17 protein-coding genes are annotated in these 19,119 nt (G+C 66.4%); 5 read left to right on the top strand and 12 right to left on the bottom strand.

All coding sequences use genetic code 11. The annotated features are described in order from the left end of the window. Positions 1-32 precede the first annotated feature (32 nt). From QM467_RS02265 to petA, 3 genes are all read right to left on the bottom strand, one after another. Positions 33-872, bottom strand: a complete 840-nt coding sequence (locus QM467_RS02265) for a cytochrome c1 (RefSeq protein WP_283364654.1) — start codon at positions 870-872, stop codon at positions 33-35. Positions 873-897: 25 nt separating this feature from the next. Beyond that, the gene (locus QM467_RS02260; protein ID WP_283364653.1) at positions 898-2,178 is read right to left on the bottom strand and encodes a cytochrome b; all 1,281 of its coding nucleotides are present in this window, start codon (positions 2,176-2,178) and stop codon (positions 898-900) included. A 63-nt stretch (positions 2,179-2,241) separates the two neighbouring features. Continuing rightward, positions 2,242-2,760 (bottom strand): ubiquinol-cytochrome c reductase iron-sulfur subunit, encoded by a 519-nt coding sequence (gene petA / locus QM467_RS02255; protein WP_283364652.1) that lies wholly within the window; start codon positions 2,758-2,760, stop codon positions 2,242-2,244. Positions 2,761-3,166: 406 nt separating this feature from the next. On the opposite strand from petA, the gene QM467_RS02250 reads away from it, so the two are divergent. The 3 genes from QM467_RS02250 (at position 3,167) to QM467_RS02240 (ending at position 4,811) form a co-directional block, all read left to right on the top strand. Continuing rightward, positions 3,167-3,658 carry a tRNA (cytidine(34)-2'-O)-methyltransferase gene (locus tag QM467_RS02250; protein WP_283364651.1) on the top strand — a complete coding sequence of 164 codons (492 nt, stop codon included), beginning with the start codon at positions 3,167-3,169 and terminating at the stop codon, positions 3,656-3,658. Next, complete coding sequence (gene hemF / locus QM467_RS02245; RefSeq protein ID WP_283364650.1) at positions 3,655-4,551, top strand: oxygen-dependent coproporphyrinogen oxidase; 897 nt, start codon at positions 3,655-3,657, stop codon at positions 4,549-4,551. The genes QM467_RS02250 and hemF overlap by 4 nt, the downstream gene beginning before the upstream one ends. Before the next feature lie 62 nt (positions 4,552-4,613). After that, on the top strand, positions 4,614-4,811 hold the full coding sequence (locus QM467_RS02240; protein ID WP_283364649.1) for a DUF2158 domain-containing protein: 198 nt from the start codon (positions 4,614-4,616) through the stop codon (positions 4,809-4,811). A 13-nt stretch (positions 4,812-4,824) separates the two neighbouring features. On the opposite strand, the gene QM467_RS02235 is transcribed toward QM467_RS02240, so the two are convergent. The 5 genes from QM467_RS02235 to QM467_RS02215 form a co-directional block, all read right to left on the bottom strand. After that, positions 4,825-5,949, bottom strand: coding sequence for an extensin-like domain-containing protein (locus QM467_RS02235; RefSeq protein ID WP_283364648.1), 1,125 nt, complete (start codon positions 5,947-5,949; stop codon positions 4,825-4,827). Between the two features lie 165 nt (positions 5,950-6,114). Then, positions 6,115-6,522 (bottom strand): DUF2852 domain-containing protein, encoded by a 408-nt coding sequence (locus QM467_RS02230; RefSeq protein WP_283364647.1) that lies wholly within the window; start codon positions 6,520-6,522, stop codon positions 6,115-6,117. Positions 6,523-6,671: 149 nt separating this feature from the next. After that, positions 6,672-7,346 carry a TetR/AcrR family transcriptional regulator gene (locus QM467_RS02225; protein ID WP_283364646.1) on the bottom strand — a complete coding sequence of 225 codons (675 nt, stop codon included), beginning with the start codon at positions 7,344-7,346 and terminating at the stop codon, positions 6,672-6,674. An 815-nt stretch (positions 7,347-8,161) separates the two neighbouring features. Next, positions 8,162-9,145: a crotonase/enoyl-CoA hydratase family protein gene (locus QM467_RS02220; RefSeq protein WP_283364645.1), complete on the bottom strand. Its 984-nt coding sequence runs from the start codon at positions 9,143-9,145 to the stop codon at positions 8,162-8,164. A gap of 190 nt (positions 9,146-9,335) precedes the next feature. After that, positions 9,336-10,946 (bottom strand): RecQ family ATP-dependent DNA helicase, encoded by a 1,611-nt coding sequence (locus QM467_RS02215; RefSeq protein WP_283364644.1) that lies wholly within the window; start codon positions 10,944-10,946, stop codon positions 9,336-9,338. Positions 10,947-11,129: 183 nt separating this feature from the next. On the opposite strand from QM467_RS02215, the gene QM467_RS02210 reads away from it, so the two are divergent. Together QM467_RS02210 and QM467_RS02205 are read left to right on the top strand one after the other, a co-directional pair. Then, entirely contained in the window at positions 11,130-11,519 is a 390-nt protein-coding gene (locus tag QM467_RS02210) for a c-type cytochrome (protein ID WP_283364643.1), read from the top strand. Between the two features lie 160 nt (positions 11,520-11,679). Beyond that, positions 11,680-12,180, top strand: a complete 501-nt coding sequence (locus QM467_RS02205) for a GNAT family N-acetyltransferase (RefSeq protein ID WP_283364642.1) — start codon at positions 11,680-11,682, stop codon at positions 12,178-12,180. Here the strand turns inward: QM467_RS02205 and QM467_RS02200 are convergent. The 4 genes from QM467_RS02200 to QM467_RS02185 are packed head-to-tail and all read right to left on the bottom strand — an operon-like array spanning position 12,177 to position 19,049. Further along, positions 12,177-14,288, bottom strand: a complete 2,112-nt coding sequence (locus QM467_RS02200) for a hypothetical protein (protein WP_283364641.1) — start codon at positions 14,286-14,288, stop codon at positions 12,177-12,179. The two genes, QM467_RS02205 and QM467_RS02200, sit on opposite strands and share 4 nt — an antisense overlap. Beyond that, positions 14,285-17,101, bottom strand: a complete 2,817-nt coding sequence (locus QM467_RS02195; RefSeq protein WP_283364640.1) for a DUF4159 domain-containing protein — start codon at positions 17,099-17,101, stop codon at positions 14,285-14,287. Before QM467_RS02195 ends, QM467_RS02200 begins: the two co-directional genes overlap by 4 nt. Beyond that, entirely contained in the window at positions 17,098-18,030 is a 933-nt protein-coding gene (locus tag QM467_RS02190; protein ID WP_283364639.1) for a DUF58 domain-containing protein, read from the bottom strand. The genes QM467_RS02195 and QM467_RS02190 overlap by 4 nt, the downstream gene beginning before the upstream one ends. Beyond that, complete coding sequence (locus tag QM467_RS02185) at positions 18,030-19,049, bottom strand: AAA family ATPase (RefSeq protein ID WP_283364638.1); 1,020 nt, start codon at positions 19,047-19,049, stop codon at positions 18,030-18,032. Before QM467_RS02185 ends, QM467_RS02190 begins: the two co-directional genes overlap by 1 nt. Positions 19,050-19,119 lie beyond the last annotated feature (70 nt).

The raw sequence follows: 19,119 nt of genomic DNA, 5'->3' as shown, positions 1-19,119 counted from the left end.
TGACGTTTCTTTCCGGCTATGGCGCGAGAAGATCAGTGGGCGACGTCCGCCCAGATCTTCTTCTTCGTGAAATAGAGCAGACCCGCCAGAACCAGCAGGAAGATCATGACGCGGGCGCCGATGCGCTTGCGCTGCTCAAGGCTGGGCTCGGCCGCCCAGTACAGGAAGGCGGCCACATCCTTGGAATATTGCTCCAGCGTGGTCGGCGTGCCGTCCGTATAATCGACCTGGCCAGCGGCCAGCGGCTTGCCCATGGCGATCTTGTGGCCCGGGAAATACAGGTTCCAGTTCGGGTCGTCTTCCTTGGTGTAGCCGTTCAGGATCGCGTAGATCAGATCCGGCCCGACTTCCTGATACATACCGCCGGGAATTGGCAGCGCGTCGAAGACGAAAGCGGGGAAGCCGCGCTCGAACTTGATCGACTTGGCGAGCAGCGACATGTCCGGCGGCGCGGCGCCGAGCGAAGCCGCGGCGGCTTCCGGATTCGGGAACGGAGCCGGGAAGAAGTCCGCCGGACGGCCGGGACGATCGAACATTTCGCCCTGAAGATTCGGGCCGTCATGCACCGTATAGGTCGCGGCGAGGGTCTTGACCTGATCTTCCGTGAAGCCGGGTCCGCCCGGCTGGCCGAGGGTGCGGATCGGGATGTGCAGCTCGTGACAGTTCGAGCACACTTCCTTGTAGACCTTGAAGCCGCGCTGCAGCTGCGCGCGATCGAACGTGCCGAACGGACCCGAGAAGGACCACGTCTGACGGGTCGGATTCGGCGACTCATGTGCGCCGCCCTCTTGCGCGCGCAGGGTCAGGTTGGAGAAGGCGACGGCGCCCAGCAAGGCCGCCGCGGCGATTCCGATTTTCTTGGTGAAAGCCATTGTTGAATTCCTCGAAATCGGCCGGTCAGCCCTTGGTCTGCGGAGCGGAGGCGGCGCTCGCCGCGACCGATGATGCGGACCCGTGCTTGGCGAGAACCGCGTCGGCGATGGAGGCCGGCACCGGCTTGGTCTTTTCGAAAAGGCCAAGCAGCGGCAGAACGATCAGGAAGAAGGCGAAATAAGCGACGGCGAGAATGCGCGACGCCAGGACGAAGCCGCCTTCCGGAGGCATGGCGCCGAGATAGCCGAGGCCGACCGCGCAGACAACGAAGATCCAGAAGAAGATCTTGTAGATCGGGCGATATTTGGCCGAACGCACCTTGGAGGTGTCAAGCCAGGGCAGGAAGGCCAGCACGGCGATCGCCGCGAACATCGCGATGACGCCCATCAGCTTGTCCGGAATCGAACGCAGGATCGCATAGAACGGCAGGAAGTACCATTCAGGCACGATGTGCGGCGGGGTCTTCATCGGGTTCGCCGGAATGTAGTTGTCGGCGTCGCCGAGATAGTTCGGGACGTAGAAGATGAACCAGCAATAGAGCAGCAGGAAGAAGACGATGCCCAGGCTGTCCTTCATCGTCGCATGCGGCGTGAAGGGCACGGTGTCCTTGGCGATGTCCTTGATCTCGACGCCGTCCGGATTGTTCTGGCCGCAGACATGCAGCGCCCAGACGTGCAGTCCGACGACGGCGACGATGATGAAGGGCAGCAGGTAATGCAGCGCGAAGAAGCGGTTCAGGGTCGGGTTGTCGACCGAATATCCGCCCCACAGCCAGACCGTGATCTCGTCGCCGACGAAGGGAATGGCCGAGAACAGGTTGGTGATGACGGTCGCGCCCCAGAAGGACATCTGGCCCCAGGGCAGCACGTAGCCCATGAAGCCGGTGGCCATCATGAGCAGGAAGATGATCACGCCGAGGATCCACAGCACCTCGCGCGGAGCCTTGTAGGAGCCGTAATAAATGCCGCGGAAGATGTGGATATAGACGGCGAAGAAGAACATCGAGGCGCCGTTCGAATGGGCGTAGCGCAGCATCCAGCCCCAGTTCACGTCGCGCATGATCTTTTCGACCGAGCCGAAGGCCAAAGTGGATTCCGGCGTGTAGTGCATGGTCAGCACGACGCCGGTGACGATCTGCGCGATCAGCATGAAGGACAGGATCGCGCCGAAGGTCCACCAGTAGTTGAGGTTCTTCGGGGTCGGATAGGCGACGAAAGAGCCGTGCATGAAGCTGAGAATCGGCAGACGGGCTTCAAGCCACTTCACCACGCCGTTCTTCGGCTCGAAAGTTGAGTGTCCGTGCATCTGGTATCTCTTCGAAAATTCGTTGGGACGGGCGGAGGCGTCCGGCGCGGGCCGGACGGCGGGTCAGCCGATTTTCACTTTCGTGTCGGTCAGGAACGTATATTGCGGAACGGCCAGATTGCGCGGCGCAGGGCCTTTGCGAATGCGGCCCGAGGTATCGTAGACCGAACCGTGGCAGGGGCAGAACCAGCCGCCATATTCGCCCTGGTGGCCGAGCGGGATGCAGCCGAGATGGGTGCAGACGCCGATGACGATCAGCCATTGCGGCTTCTGGACGCGGGCGGCGTCGGTTTGCGGGTCCGGCAAGGTGGCGATGTTGACGTCCTCCGCCTCCTTGATTTCCTTTTCCGTACGGTGGCTGATGAAGACCGGCTTGCCGCGCCATTTGATCGTGATGATCTGGCCCTCGGGGATCGCGCCGATATCGACTTCCGTCGAGGCCAGAGCAAGGGTCGAGGCGTCGGGGCTCATCTGATTGATCAGCGGCCACACGACGGCGGCCGCGCCCACGGCGGCGACAGCCCCGGTGGCGATGAACAGAAAGTCTCTGCGGGTCGGTTCGACCGTCGTTGCGCTGGCCAAGTTTTCGTCCCCAATCGTTGGAGCGCCTCCGCGACCGGCGGAGACTCGCTTCGCCTCGGGCGGCGAAGCCATTGAACTTCGCGCGGCTTCGAACGAATCTCCGTCGCGCGGCGAAAAGGTTTGTTCCGCCGAAATCGCCGGCTGCGCGGGCCTGATGATGGCAAGGCGCGACAGCGAAAGGAGGCGGGCCTGTTTGGGCAAGCGCCGTTATTTGGCGCCTTTCCGCCCCATTGTCCATAGACCCCGCTAAGAAGAAAGGCTTAGACCATACAGCTTTTTCCAGCCTTTGCTTCACCGGCCTCGGCCTAAAGGACGAGCAGAAACGTGCGCGCCTAAAAATGTGGCGGCGGCGCATCGCGGACCGGATGGATATTGGCGGCGCCGCGCGGCGGTGCTATCGAACGCCATGCCCTCCGCCGCCGCTCCCTTCTGCCTGGCGCTTTTCCAGCCCGACATACCGCAAAACGCGGGCACGATGCTGCGGCTCTGCGCCTGTCTCGGCCTCGACGCCGCGCTGATCGAGCCCGCCGGATTTCCCATTTCCGACAAGCATTTCCGTCGCGCCGGGCTGGATTATCTCGACCATGTCGACATCGCGCGGCACGCCTCCTGGCGCGCTTTCGAGGACTGGCGTGCGACAACGGGCCGCAGGCTGGTGCTGCTCTCGACCAGCGGGACCACGCCCTATGTGGACTTCGCCTTCCGCCCGGGCGACATTGTCATGGTGGGCCGCGAATCCGCCGGCGCGCCGCCCGAGACGCATGAAGCGGCGGACGCCGTGCTGCGCGTTCCGATTCGCGCGGATCTGCGCTCGCTCAATGTCGCCGTGGCGGCCGCGATGGTTCTGGGGGAAGCGCTTCGCCAGACGGATGGATTCGCTAAAGGGGAGCTTTCGTGAACGATACGATTCTGGATGTTCGCAAACGCGCGGCGGTGGAATGGTTCGACGCGCTGCAAGGCCGCATCATGGCGGCCTTCGAGGCGCTGGAGCGCCGCGACGACGCCGTGCTGGCCGAACCGGGCGCCGCGCCGGGGACATTCGTGCGCACGCCATGGGAGCGGAAAAACCACGATGGCGCGCCGGGCGGCGGCGGCCGCATGGGCCTGCTCAAGGGCCGGCTGTTCGAAAAGGCGGGCGTTCATTGCTCCGCCGTCCACGGGACCTTCGCGCCGGAATTCGCCAAACAGATTCCGGGCGCGGACCAGGACCCGCGCTTCTGGGCGGGCGGCATTTCGCTGATCGTGCATCCGTGGAACCCCAATGTGCCCGCCGTTCACATGAACACGCGCATGGTCGTGACCTCGCGCGCCTGGTTCGGCGGCGGGGCCGACCTGACCCCGGTGCTCGACGCCCGCCGCACGCAGGACGACCCGGACACGCTCGCCTTCCACGCCGCGATGCAACAGGCCTGCGACGGCCATGCAGTGGCGGATTACGCGCGCTTCAAGGCCTGGTGCGACGAATATTTCCATCTCAAGCACCGTAACGAGCCGCGCGGGGTTGGCGGCATATTTTACGACTATCTCGAAGCGGGCGACGGGGCATTCGATCCCGCCTTCGCCTTCACCCGCGCGGTCGGCGAAGCCTTCCTCGATATTTATCCGCGCCTGGTCGAAGCCAATATGGGCAAGGACTGGACCCCGGACCAGCGCGAGGAGCAACTGGTTCGGCGCGGACGCTATGTCGAGTTCAATCTGCTCTATGACCGAGGCACGATTTTTGGACTCAAGACCGGCGGCAATGTCGACTCGATTCTGTCATCCATGCCCCCGATAGTAAAATGGCCGTAAGGCAGGACGAATCGCCCCGTGGTTTCCTCACGGGGTTCAAAGCGAGCGAGGCGAGGGAAGCGATGGACTTCAAACCCGGCGAAATCGTGCAACTGAAATCCGGCGGGCGCGGCATGACCGTGGTCCGGCAGACCAAGGATCAGGTGGACCTGATCTGGTACGCCGACAGCGACGACGCCCTGCGCACCGCCACTGTCACCGCCGCCTGTCTCTCGCTGATCGAATTCGACGACGACGAAGATCTCGACGACGACGATTGAGTCCGCCTGAAGATCAGCGCCGCGGGCGCGACGGCGGCAGGTCAAAATCGGATGGCGCGCCTTCCGGCACATAGGCTCCATCCTCGCGCATCGCGCCGCGCCGCTCGCGGGACGGCGGCGCCAGAGGCTCATCCGCCGGCAATTGCGCATGCAGGCTCACGGGCGCGAGTCCGCTGGGCCGGCGCGGCGGTCCCGGCGGAGGGCCGAGCGGCGCCTGCGCGATGGCGGTCTGGGGGGCCGAAGTCTGGGGCATTGTCGTGGCGGTCGCTGGAACTGGCGGCGGCGGGCGGCGGATCGGATCCGGCGCCGCGCCGGACAGCGCGAGATTGGCGCCTCCGGTCGTGGCATAGGCGGCCGGACCGCGCGGCGCGCCCGCCTGGGCGATATCGAGATCGTCATCGAATTCAGGCGTCTCGGGCAAATTGTCCTTCGGCGATGGCGGCGCGACCGTGTTCTGCTGGGCGGGCTTGCAGATGCGGCGCGGGCCGCTCGAGCTCATGCCATGCATTGCCAGATCGACATGGATATGATTGTAGTGGAACGGATTTGAACCCGGGCTCAAAACCGTGGCGAAATGTTCGCAGGCCCCGTTGTGAATATCGCGCAGAAAAGCCTGCGTCTGGGGATCGCCGCGCGTCCAGTCGCGGACCAGCGTGACCTGCCGACCGTCGGCGAGGCGGAAGCCGCCGATATCGAGCGCATTGCCGAAGGAATGTTCCGACAGGCGCGCGCCGATCTGGTTGTTCATGCCGCGGCAGGAATAGGAGCCCATGGAGTCGATCTGCACCACCGGCTGGCCGAAGCGCGCCTGAGCCGCCGGCTGGACCATGTCGGCGAGCCAGGCGTCGAGCTCCGCCACCATGGGGCAGTCGAGCGTCTGGGTGGAGTTGAACAGCACCGCCCCACCCTGTAGCGCCGTGACCTTCAGCGGTTTCGTCAGGCCGCAGATCGACGGGCCGTCGATCTCGCGCGCCGCAGGCTGGACATAGGCGCTCATCGCGACGCGGCGTTGCGCGAAACAGGCGTTCTCGGCTCGCGTGCGCCAGGCCGGGCGCTCGGCGCGCTCGAACTTCGAGCATCCGGCGAGACCGCCGAGCCCGATCGCGAGCAAGAGGAGAGGCAGGACAGGACGCGCCATGCCGCCATTCCTGCGACCGGCGCGTTAATCTCCCCTGAAGCAAGATAGTTAATGCTTAAAATTCAACCGGTTTCGCCGGTATGGTCCTGGATGGAAGCGCTTGGCCGGAATTCGACGCCCGCGCGAAAAAAAAACGGCGGCCCGAAGGCCGCCGCCGATCTGCGGTCAGGATTGCTTGCCGGCCGGCGCCGAAGCGGCACGACTGGCCATGAAGCGTTCGAATTCCTCACGGTCCTTGGCCTGGCGGAGACCCTCCTGGTAATCATAGAAGGCTTTTTCGGCCTCGTAGATCTTGCGGCGCTCTTCTTCGAGGCGCTCAAGCTCCGCCTTGCGCCATTCGTCGAAAGCGGAATTGCCGCTGGCCCCCGGCCTGCCGCTGAACTCGCGGGCCATGGCGCCAAGGCCGCTGCGTCTTTCAAATCCGCCCCATTTTTCCTGGGCGAACTGGCCGAAATCACCGGCATACCGGGTTTTCGCCTGATACATTTTCCACCCGAGGATGGCGAGGCCGATGGGCCAGAACAGGACGAAGCCGAGGATCATCGCCGCAAGCTCCATCGGCCTCCAGCGCATGCGCCCGCAACGCGAGGAACGGGTCCGGGCATCAGTTGAGCAGCTCATGTGACACTCCATTGATCGCGGCCCGTCCGGCCAACGATGTGAATGTAATATACATTTACATCGACCACCTTCACAGGGGGAGATGCGAAATATTTTTCTGCTCAGGCGACAGGGGGCCGAGGCAGGATCGGCGGGACGCCCAGCGCCTTGCGCACGGCGGCCTCGACCAGCGCGCCAACGGATTCATCGAGCAGCGCGGGCGCCTGATCGGCCTTGTCGCCGAAATGGCCGGCGAGCATCAGTTCGGCCACGCCATGGGTGGTCGCCCAGATCTGCAGCGCCAGCGTGCGGGCGCCCTGTTCCGGCGCGTGAAACTGCCGCAACACCGCAATGGTGGTGCGCAGAAGGTCGTCGAAAGCTTTCTGCCCGGCGCTGTCGCCGCTCAGCCGCGCCAGCGCCCCGGCGTCGCCGAACATCGCCTTGTAGAGGCCCGGTTCGGTGCTGGCGAAAGCGAGATAGGCCGCGCCGCGGCGGCGTAGTGCGGAGACGGCGTCGGGCTGCCCGCCGTTCCAGGCCCGGCCCAACTCCTCATTGAAATGTTCGAAACCCTGCTGCGCCAGTTCGGCGATGAGGGCGCTACGGTCGGCGAAATGACGATAGGGCGCGGCGCCGGTGACGCCGACCCTTTTCGCCGCCTCGGCCAGAGTGAAGCCTGCGGGGCCGCGCTCGGAAATCAGCGCCCGCGCCGCCGCAAGCAAGGCCAGGCGCAAACCGCCGTGATGGTAGCCCCTGCCCTTTTCGGCGCGCCGTCCGCAAAAGCTCCCTTCGGCGCCCATTCCCGTTCCCTGTTTTATCCCGGCGCGAGTCGCGCCGCCTGCGCATTAAGCGCCGAGCGCCCACGCGTTTCAACGCTTTCCGCGTTTCGCTCCCGCGTAATGAAATTGGAATAATTCTAAACAGGCCACATTTGTTTGCGTGACGTTGGCCGCCGAGGGAAATTGGCGAAACGAGGCGAATCGAAATTGCCGAAGGCCGCCGCCCGTTAGGACCAGATGCCCGAATATCGGGCGTCGCGAGGCTGTCCGCTGCCGGGATTTATCGGATTTGCGCGGCGGGATGGCTCCACGCTCATCAGCATGCTGACGATGTAAAAGGCGGCATGCATGCAAAATGTGCAATTTTGGCTCGAATGCCTAGAGTTAACGCCGTGGCGCCTGTCATTTGGAATTGTTCGGGACTGTCGGAAAATTTACAATTCATTAAATCTTCACAGATGAAGTCATCGAGAACGAGTTTGCCGATTCGGACCCGAAACGTTTCATCTGAACTTCTGGAGGGCTCGTCGATGACTTCTGCGATCAAAGTTGAAATTCTCTCGATTTGCGCGGCCTTCGCCTTCATGACCGCCGTTCTCGCCGTCGTATGGTGAGAGCGACCCGGCCCGAAACCCAAGGATTTGGTCGTCGCGCCTAAGCCAGGAACGTTTCGGGCGAAGCGCGCTTCCTCCCCGTTCTGCGCCCCGTTTCCAGGCGGCGACGATTCGAGAGCCTTCCGCGATCCGGTCGATCGCGGGAGGCTCTTTCTCTTTTTGGCAGGTTCGTTTCTGACAGGATTTGGCGCGAAGGCGGGAGCCCGTCGAATGGCCGCCCGCTCAGGGCTCCGCTTTGAAACGCTGGCTTGCGGCCTGCTGGAACAGCCGGTCTTGCGACAAGGCCAACATTTCCATCTTGCGCAGGTTGATCGGCGCGAGATTGAGCACCGTCTCCACCCAGATATCGGTCACGTCGCGTAATTCCTCAAGGCTCAGCGGAGCGACGCGGCGGCGCACCCTGCCCATTGCGCCCAGCAATGCATGACGCTTTGTATTCGCCTCGATATAGGCCCGCGCCCGTTCTGGCCCCTCGCCCTTCTCGACCAGGTAATCAATCAGGCCCATCTCGTGGAATTCCTCGGACTTGAACATCCGGCCGCCAAGAATGAGCTTTTCCGCACGCGCCGCGTCCAGCCGGCGCGATATGAGGCTGTAAGCGCCCATTCCGGGGAAGGTATGGAACAAGGCTTCGGGGAAACCGACATTCACGCCCCGCTCGGCGATCACGACCTGGCAGCTCAGGGCCGCCTCGAGGCCGCCGCCGAGGGCGTCGCCCTCCAACAGCGCGATGGTCACGACCGGAGAATTGAAGCCGTGATAATTATTGTAAACCAGATCGACGCAGGCATAGGCGTAGGCGCGCAGGGCTTCCTCGTCCTTCGCGCGCGCGCGGCTCAGGAAATAGGACAGGTCGCCGCCCATATTGAACACGCCAGCTCGCAGCGAGCCGCCGACGAAGAACCGGATCGGCGGCTCGTCGAAGCCCTGTTCTTCGTGAAGCGCGCGAATATCGGCAGAGAGGGCGTTCAACTCATGCAGCAAGGGCAAGGTCCAGCTCACGCTGGTCGCGTGGCGCATTGAGCACCAGACCGTCCTGGCGACCGGATCGAAACGAACGTCAAGCTCCTTGCGCGGCTTGACGAGAAAGGCAAGCCCCCGGGGCAGCCCCCGGCCCGCCCCGACAGCCGCATCATGTTTCGCATCAATGGGACTCGGCGCCGGGAGCGAGGAGGGCAATGACGAAAAGTCGACGGACTGCATCATGGGCGGGACATTCCAGCGAGCATAACGCGCTTCGCACTCGGCAAATTATGCGTTAAGGAAGCTTAACAAACATTAACTTCTTGAAATGTTACGCCCATAACTTTTCAAGCGCAATTTATTAAAAAAGATCGTTTCTTGAACTAAAACCCACCCGCGCCGCTGTATTATTTCGAGACATTCAAAGTAAAAATTAACCATAGCGCACCGTTTCGAGAATGGGCGCGCCATGACGGGACAGCACGCCGCTTTCGTCGCCGCAACGGGCGACGAGTTCCTCAAGGTCCGCTGGCGGCGATTCGATCAGCCCCATCAGCGCCTCTTCCGCGATCAGCCGCGCGGGCGCGACGCCGCCACGGCGGGCCACCACGATTCGCGCCGCCCGGAGAGCGCGCAGGCGCCGGTCCTGCCCGGCGCACAATACCCGCGCCGCCTGCCTCAACCCCTCTTCCGCCGGCGCGCCGATCGCCGCCTCCTCCTCCTCGGCGACGGGCGATGACCGACCGGAAAGGCAGAGTTCTAATCCATGACGCGCGAGGGCAAGCATCTCGCGCGGTCCGTCGCGGGCGATGCGCGCGGCAAGGAACGCCGCCTGACGCAGTCCGAAACCGCCGCGACGGCAATTGTCGCATTGCCCGCAGGGCGGCGCCTCCTCGCCCAGAACCGCGAGCAGTGTCTGCTCGCGGCAGCGCCAGGTCTGGAAATAATCCGACAGCGCCTTCGCGCGGAAACCGGCAGCAGGATCGACGCGCGCAAGATCGAGCCGCGCAGCGCGCAAGACGGCGATGTCCCGCTCGCCATAGAGCGCGATGGCTTCCGCCGCCGCCCCGTCGCGGCCGGCGCGGCCGGTTTCCTGATAGAGCGTTTCCAGATGGTGGGGCGGATCGAAATGGATCACGAACCGCACGTCCGGCTTGTCCACGCCAAGGCCGAAGGCGATGGTGGCCGCCATCACCATGTCGGTGCGCGCGAGAAATTCGTCCTGCCGCGCGGCGCGTAGGTCGGACGGCAATCCGGCGTGATAGGAGGCCGCCGCGAATCCGGCGCCGTTCAGGAGATCGGCGACCCGGTCCGCCATTGCGCGCGACGCGCAATAGACGATGCCGCTTTTCCCCTTTCGCGCCGCGACGAGCGCGAGCAGCTGGGCGAAACGATCGCGGGCGCGCGGTTGCGCCGAGAGCGCGACCGACGGCCGGCGAAACGACCCGATGCACAGGCGCGGCGGCCGCGCGAAGATATTTTCGACGATGTCGGCCCGCGTGCGCGGCGAGGCCGTAGCGGTCGCGGCGATGATCTGGGGCGCCCCAAGGGCCCCGGCGGCGGCGGCGATGCGGCGGTATTCGGGGCGGAAATCATGGCCCCATTGCGAGATGCAATGAGCCTCGTCGATCGCCAGCGCGCGCACGCCAGCCGCCCGCACCATCGCCAGCGCCTCCGGATCGGCGAGGCGTTCGGGCGCGATATAAAGCAACCGCAGCGCGCCGTTTTCGAGACCGGCGCGGAGCCTCGCATAGGCGTCCGGCTCCAGATCGGCGTATAGCGCCGCTGCGGGGACGCCAAGCCGTGCGAGTTTCTGCGCCTGATCGCGCATCAGGGCGACCAGCGGCGAAACGACGAGCGTCAGGCCCGGACGCGCCAGAGCCGGCAATTGATAGACCAGCGACTTGCCGCCGCCCGTCGGCCACAGCACGAAAACATCCTCGCCGTCGAGGGCGGCGGCGACGGCCTCGGCCTGGCCGGGCAGAAAATCGTCAAAGCGGAAACGCGTGCGAAGGATTTCGCGCGCCGCGTCAAGACTGGCCAAGGCTCAGCCCCCTGCGACAAAAGGAGGCGCCAAAGTTGAGTGCCTGATAAGCGCGGGAGCGATTGTCACGGGCCCTTCCACGGCCTAGATTGGCGCGCGCAAAAAATACACTTGGTTCATTGCGCCAAGGAAGTTTGCACCGATTCGGGTTCGTAGTCCCCATCGTCAGGAAGGAAACGTCACATGAAGCTCATCCACACGCTGGCGGCGGCGGCCGCTCTGGCTCTGGTCTCCTCCTCCGCTTTCGCCGCGGGCGATCCCGAAGCGGGCGCCAAGGTCTTCAACAAGTGCAAGGCCTGCCACCAGATCGGCCCGGGCGCGAAGAACGTCGTCGGCCCCGAACTGAACGGCCTCGTTGGCCGCAAGACCGGCGCGGTTGAAGGCTATAATTATTCCGACGCCAACAAGAACTCCGGCCTGACCTGGGATGAGGCGACCTTCCTCGAATATATCGCTGGCCCGCAGAAGAAGATCCCCGGCACCAAGATGACCTTCGCCGGCATTCCGGAAGAGGCCGACCGCGCCAATCTCTGGGCCTATATCGCCCAGTTCAAGGCTGACGGCTCCAAATAAGCCAGTTTCCTCCCTTCTTTGCAGCGCCGGCCGCAATCCCGCGGCCGGCGCTTTCTCTTTTTGGGGCGGCCAGATTTTTTTGGGGCGGCAAGAGCCTTTTCGCCGCCTGCAAAGCAATTTGGCGCTTTCCCCCTGGCGCAGGGGGCGCTAAACCCCCGCCATGTCCGAACTCTCGCTCAATTACGCCCTCGTCACGCCCGCCGATCAGCCGGCCATCCTCAAGCTGGAGGAGCGCGCCTTCGGTCCGGGGCGTTTCGCCAAGACCGCCTATCGCCTGCGCGAGGGCGTCGAGCCGGATTGGAGCCTGTCTTTTCTCGCCCGCATCGGGCGGATGCTGGTTGGCGCCAACACCATGACGCCGATCGCCATCGGCGGCGCGCCGGCCCTTTTGCTCGGCCCGCTCACAGTCGAGGAGGCCTTCCGCGCGCGAGGGCTTGGCGAGGCTTTGGTCCAGAAATCGCTGCAGGCGGCGCGCGATGCGGGCCATGGACTTGTCGTTCTGGTGGGCGATCCGCCGCTTTATGAACGCTTGGGCTTTTCGCGCGCCCCGTTCGGACGCTTCCAGTTTCCCGGCCCTGTCGATCCCGGCCGCCTTCTTTATTGCGAGCTGCAGCCGGGCGCGCTGCAAAGCCACAAGGGCGTCGTGACGTCCGGCGTCTAGCCGCCCGAAGACGAGGCCCGCGTCCGCCGGCCCTCCCACGCCCAGGCGCCGACCAGCGCGCCGAGCAGGACCAGCAGCCCGAACAATCCGACCGCGAGCGGCGTCAGCTTCACGCCGCGCGCCACGCTGGCCTCGGTGCGGCGGATTCCAATATAGTCCGAACCCGCATAGACCGGGCTGTCGCGCATGGCGACGATGCGCGGCATGGCGATCGCAGCCGTTCCGGGCGCGCCGATGCGGCGCACGGAGCCGCCGCTCGCCTCGGCCAGCGGCCGCAGCTTTTCAGGCGTCGAGACCACCTCGCGATATTCCAGCGGATTTTCCGGCCCGACATTGACCAGCGCCGTCAGCTCGCCCTGACTCACGCGATAGAGCCCGAACTCCTCGGCCTTGAGATTGGCGCGGAACAGGCCCGGCCCCGCCGGCGCCAGCGCGACATCCTGCGTCTTGCCCGAGGGCGCGGTCACCCGCGCCTTGCCGCTTTGTTCGCTCAAGCTCTGGCGCTCGACGGTCAGGTCGCGGCCACGCGCGGTCGCGCGCAAGGCCTCCTCCTCAAGCTCCGGCTCCTTCATCAGCCAATGCGCGACGCGGCGCATCAGATCGACATAAGGCCCGCCGCCTTCGTAACCGCGCGCCCAGAGCCAGCTCTGGTCGGTCAGCAGCAGGCCGACGCGGCCCTTGCCTTCGCGGGAGAGCACCAGCAGCGGCGCGTCCTTGGCGCCCGTCAGCACCGAGGCGCCGCGCAGGGACGTCGCCTGCTCCTGCCTGAACCACTCGCTCCAGGCCGGCGGCTTGCTCTGGCTTCCCGGCAGCTCGCGCGTCACCGGATGGCGTTCGCCGATCTGCGACAGCGCGGCGCGGAACGGCCCCTCGCTCACCTGCCCGGTCGGCCGCGCCGGGACGATCTTGCCGATCGGCGTGTAATAAAGCCCGTCGGGCTCGGCGAAATTCGGCCCCGCAATAATGGCCATCGCGCCGCCGTCGCGGACATATTTGACGATATTGTCGAAATAGGCCGGCGGCAGCAGGCCCATGTTGGAATAGCGATCGAACAGGATCAGGTCGAAATCGACGATCTTCTTGCCGAACAATTCGGCGGTGGGAAAGGCGATCAGCGCCAGTTCGCGGATCGGCGTGCCGTCCTGCTTTTCCGGCGGCCGCAGGATGGTGAAATGCACCAGCTCCACATTGGCGTCGGATTTCAGGAGATTGCGCCAGGCGCGCTCGCCGGGGTTGGGCTCGCCCGAAACCAGCAGCACCTTGAGATGGTCGCGGATTCCCTCGACCATCGCCACGGCCTTGTTATTGATCTCGGTGATCTCGCCCGGCATCGACTCGGCGTCGAATTCCAGCACATTGCGCCCGCCATGGCTCAGGCGCAGCGGGATTTTCACCGGCTCGCCCGGCCGCGCCAGCACCCGCGTGACGACCTCGCCGTCGCGCCGGACGACGACGGTGACGGGATCGCCCGGGCCATTGGCCTCCTCGACCTTGACCGTGAACATAATGTCCTTGCCGATCAGGCCGAAGCGCGGCGCCTCCACCAGAACCATGCGGCGGTCGCGCTCACCGGCATGGCCGGTGACAAGCGCATGGAGCGGCGCCTTGAGGCCGGCGGCGGCGAGCGAGGGCGGGATGTCGTGGACCACGCCGTCAGTCACCATGATGACGCCGCCGAGGCGCTCGCTGGCGACGTCGGCGAGGCCCGCGTTCAGCGCCGAAAACAGCCGCGTTCCGTCGCCACCCTCGGACTCGCCGGTCTCGTTCCCCGCGTCGATGAATCGAACCTCGACATTTTCCAGCCCCTTCAGCGCCTCGTCGAGCGCGGCGCGCGCGGCCTCGGTCTGGGCGCGGCGGTCGCCGAAATTCTGCGAGGCGCTGCGGTCGAGCACGACCGCGACCACGTCGCGCAGGGCTTCGCGGCGCTCCTCGACCAGCGACGGATTGGTCAGCGCGCCCAGCAAAGCCAGGAAGACGACCGCGCGCAAAATCGCGCCTCGGCGCCGCAGGATCAGGGCGGCGACAACCAGAACTGCAGCGAGAACGGCGAACAGGCCGATGAGCCAGAGCGGCGCCAGCGGCGCGAAGGCGAGGCCGAATTCGGTCAATGTCCGAGCCTTTCCAGCAGTTCGGGGACATGGACCTGATCCGCCTTGTAATTGCCGGTCAGCGTGTACATCACGATATTGACCCCGCCGCGCAGGGCCATTTCGCGCTGGCGCGGCCCGCCCGGCGTCAGCGGATAGAGCGCGTCGCCGCCCTGGTCGCCGGCCCAGGCCGCCGCGAGGTCATTGGAGGCGATGACAAGCGGCGAAACGCCGTCGCCCGCGCGCGCGGGTCGGCTCTCGGAAGCGCTTTCCGGCGGCAGGACCTCGATATAGGTCGGTCCGTTTTCGGTGCGCCCGACGAAACCGTCCAGTAGATAGAAGGTCCGGGTGACGACATGGTCCTTGGGAACCGGCTCCAGCGGCGGCAGGTCGACACCCTTGAGAAAGGTCTTGAGCCAGGCCTGCGCCGGGGTCGCCGGTCCATTGTTGAATTGCATGCCGCCGTCGCGGGTGTCGAACAGCACCAGCCCGCCTTGTTTCATATAGGCCTCGATGCGCCGCGCCACTTCCGGGCCGGGCTGCGGGCGATCCGGCGCGATGGGCCAGTAGAGCAGCGGATAGAAGGACAATTCGTCGCGCGCGGGATCGACGCCCTGCGGCTCGCTCGGCACGAAGGAGGTTCGCCGCGCCAGCGTTTCCGACAAGGACAAGAGCCCTTGCTGGCTGATGCGGTCCACGCGCGCGTCGCCGGTGACCACATAGGCGAGCTTGGTCCCCAGCGCGGCCTGAATGTCGCGTGGATTATGCGCCTCCTGCTTTGACGGCGACGGCGCAGCGCTTGCTGGCTGCGAGGCGGCGCTTGCTGGCTGCGAGGCGGCGCTTGCGGGCGGCGGAGGCGCGAAGGCCAGCAGCAAGGCGAGCGCAGCGATGGCCGGCGCGACCTGACGCCGCCAGCGTCCCCCGAGCCAGAGCATGGCCAGGGCGTCCGCCAGCGCCAGAACGAAGGCGCCGATCAGCAGCGGCGCCCGCAAATCGACCGGACGCGGCCCCACCAGTTCGGTCTGCCGCAATTTCAGCCCGGCGAGGTCGAGCGGCGCGAGAATCATGCCGCGATTGAAGGCGTTCAGCGCGCGCGGCGCAGCGGCCGCGCCATAAAGCCCGGCGGGATGATCGGCGTCCGGCGCGGCCAATCCCGCGGCGGGCAGCGGCTTTGCGCTGGCGGGCGGCGTTCCGAGGACGCCGAAGCCGTCGAGCAGACGCTGGGGCGGCAGGAAGGCTCCCGCTTCCGCGCCCGCCTCCCCGGCCTTGCCGACCAGCCCGGCGCGATCGACGATCCGCTTCAGCATGTCGACGAAAAGGCCCGATAGCGGCACATTCGACCAACCCGCGTCAGCCGAAACATGGAACAGGACCAGCGTGCCGGGGCCGCGCTTGTCCGCTGTGACCAGAGGCGTGCCATCGGCGAGCCGCGCCCAGGTCCGGGCGGGCAGGCCTTCGTCCGGCTCGGCCAGGACCTGGCGCGACACCGTCGCTTCGGCGGGCGGCGTCAGGCCGAAAAAGGGGCTTTGTTCCTCGAAGGGCGCCAGCGGCTTGGGCTTGTCCCACGAGAGAGCGCCGCCGAGCGTGCGCCCGCCGCGCCGCAGCCGCGTGGGAAAGAGATCGTCGCCGCCAGCGGCGAGGCGCGGGCCGGCGAAACGCACCAGCGTGCCGCCTGCGGCGAGAAAGGCGTCGAGCCGCGCGCGCAGGGCCGGCGCGGCGACATTGACGTCGGCCAGGATCAACACGTCCACGCCCTCGTCGAGCAATTGGCCGACCGGGTCGCTGGCGCCCGGCTTGGCCTCGCGCAGATCGGCGAAAGGCGAGAGCGCGTCGCGCAGATAATGCAGCGGCGACAGCAGCGGCTGCTCGCCCCTGGCGCCGGCGACGAGTCCGACGCGACGGCGGCGCGATCCCGCATCCAGCAGCAGCACGGCGCCAGCGGAGGTCTCGCCGAGAATCTCCAGCCGCGCGATCTCATTGCGCAAGGCCGCTGGCAGGTCGAACGACGCCTTGGCGGCGAGGGTGTTGGAGAAATCGAATTCGGCTTCGCCGAGCGAGGCGCCCTTGGCGTCCGTGGCCCGCACGCGTCCCGCCGCCGCGCCGCCCGGCGCTGAACGCACAAGGCGCGCCTCCAGCGCCGTCGCGCCGTTGTCCGCGCCCGCGATGACCTGAACCGGGCGCGGATCGCGCAGGATTTCCGTCTCCGGCGCCAGAGCGGCGAGCTGCACGGCGAAAGACGCCCCGTCGGAATTATCGAGCCCGTCGGTCAGCCAGACGGGTTGGGCCGTTGGATTGGCCGTCAGAAAGGCGCCGATGGCGGCCAATGATGGCGCGCGGGACGGCAGGAAGGCCTTGGGCTTCAGCGCTCGCAGCCGGGCGAGCGCCGCCGACGCGTCCTGCGCATTCAGCGCCTCGGCGGGCGGTTCGGAAAAGCTGAGCACCGCCGCGGGCAGGCCGTCGCGCGCCGCCGCCTCAAGCCGCGATTCCGCCGCCTGAAGCCGCAGGCTCCAATCGCTCGCCGCCGTCCAGCCGTCATCGACCAGCAGCAGAAGCGGGCCGTTCTTCAGCGCGGGCGCGCCCTTGGGAGTCAGCACCGGCCCGGCCATGGCGAGCACGACCAGAGCCGCCAGCGCCATGCGTAGCAGCAGCAGCCAGAGCGGCGTGCGCGCGGGCGTGGCGTCGGGCTTTTTCAGATCGAGAATGAGCTTGAGCGGCGGAAAGGCCACGCGTTGCGGCGGCGGCGGAGTGACTCGCAGCAGCAGGTAGAGCAGCGGCGCCCCGGCAAGGGCCAGCAGCGCCCAAGGCGCGGAAAAGGCCAGCGAGAACAGGCTCATCTTGCGCCATCCGCAGTCAGCGCCAGACGCAGGTTGAGCAAGGCCTCGGAGGCCGGCCGTTCGGTCGAATGGAGCGAGAAAGTCCAGCCCATCGCCCGCGCCGCCCCGGAAAGTGCGTCGCGATGGGCGGCGAGCCGCGACCGATAGGCCGCGGCGTAATCTTCGGCGCGGCCCGCGCGCAAAAGATCGCCCGCCTCGTCATAAAATTCGGTCTGGCCGGAGAAGGGAAAGGCCTCTTCGGCGGGATCGAAGATCATCAGGGCGTGGCCGCGCGCGCCCTGGACGCTGAGCCTTTGCAGGCAGGCGGCGAAGGCTGGCGGCTCGACCAGAAAATCGCCGATGAGCGCCGCCTTTTCGCGCGGACGCAGCGGCGCCGCCTGCGGCAGGTCGTCGAAGCTCTCGCCAAAGAGACGGGTTTCCGCAATCAGCGCGACGGCGAGGCTGTCGACAATGTCGCGCGCCGCAGTCAGCCGGGTCAGCCCCAGCCATCCGGCGCGCTCGCCTGCGCGCACGCATGAATCGGCCAAAGCCAGAGCCAGAACCAGCGCCCGCTCCAGCTTGGACTGCGAAGCCAGCGGCGAACGGTAATTCATCGAGCCGGAGAGATCGGCCCAGACCCACAGCACCTGCGCCGCCTCCCATTCGCGCTCGCGCACATAGAGCCGGTCGTCGCGGGCGGAGCGGCGCCAATCGACGTTCTGCGCCGCCTCGCCGGGAATGAAGGGCCGGAACTGCCAGAAATTCTCGCCCATGCCCGCGCGCCGCCGCCCGTGCGGGCCGGCCTGCGCCGAGGCCGCCGCCTGCCGCGCCGCGAGGGCCAAGGCAGGCAGCCGACGCGCGAGATCGAGCGCCTGGAGCCGCTTCTCGTGATCGGGCAGCGCGGCTTCGGGCGGCAGGAATTCGAAAGCGTTCCGGGCGTTTTGAGCCATCAGCCGAATCTTTGCTTCAGCCGCTCGATCACGGCGTCGATGGTCTCGCCATCGGCGCGGGCGCTATAGGTCAAAGCCATGCGGTGCTTGAGCGCGGGCCCAGCCAGAGCCAATACATCGGCCTTGCTCGGCGCGAGGCGGCCTTGCGTCAGGGCGCGGGCGCGGCAGGCCAGCATCAGCGATTGCGCGGCGCGCGGCCCCGGACCCCAGGCGATATGTTTGGTCAGCTCCGGATCGCCGTCACCCGGACGCACAGCGCGCACGAGATCGAGAATGCAGTCCACGATCGCCGCGCCGACCGGCATCAGGCGCACCAGCGCCTGAATCTCCATCAGCCCGGCGGCATCGATCACCTGCTGCGGCGCCGGGCGCGCCTGTCCTGTCGTCTCGATCAGGATGCGCCGCTCGGCGTCGCGCCGCGGATAGGGCACGTCGATCTGCAACAGGAAACGGTCAAGCTGCGCCTCCGGCAGCGGATAAGTGCCCTCCTGCTCCAGCGGGTTCTGGGTCGCCAGAACATGGAACGGCTTGGGCAGGTCATAGCGCTCGCCCGCAATGGTGACGTGATATTCCTGCATGGCCTGCAGCAGCGCCGATTGCGTGCGCGGGCTGGCGCGGTTGATCTCGTCGGCCATCAGCAATTGCGCGAAGATCGGCCCCTTGATGAAGCGGAAGGCGCGGCGATGGTCGGCGCCCTCCTCCAGCACTTCCGAGCCGAGAATGTCGGTGGGCATCAGGTCCGGCGTGAACTGCACGCGATTGGCGTGGAGGCCGAGCACGCGCCCGAGCGTATCGACCAGCAGCGTCTTGGCTAGCCCCGGCGCTCCGACGAAAAGCGCATGGCCGCCCGAAAGCAGCGTGACCAGCGCCTCCTCCACCACCAGTTCCTGGCCGAAAATCGCGGCGCCGATCGCCTTGCGCGCGGCCGCCAGCGAATCGAGCGCCTGCTGCGCCCGGGCCTCGATCTGGCTTTCCGTCAGAGGGATGGTCTCGGCCCGGAGGGCGGGTTCGGCGTTCATGCCAGAAATCTCCTGTTGCGGCGCCGTCCGCGATTCAGCGGCGGCATTGTCGGGCCCGCGGCGCCAATAT

Source organism: Rhodoblastus sp. 17X3 (assembly GCF_030056575.1).
Lineage (GTDB): Bacteria > Pseudomonadota > Alphaproteobacteria > Rhizobiales > Beijerinckiaceae > Rhodoblastus.
Note: the sequence above shows the minus strand (reverse complement) of the source record. Positions and strands in the feature narration are given on the sequence as shown.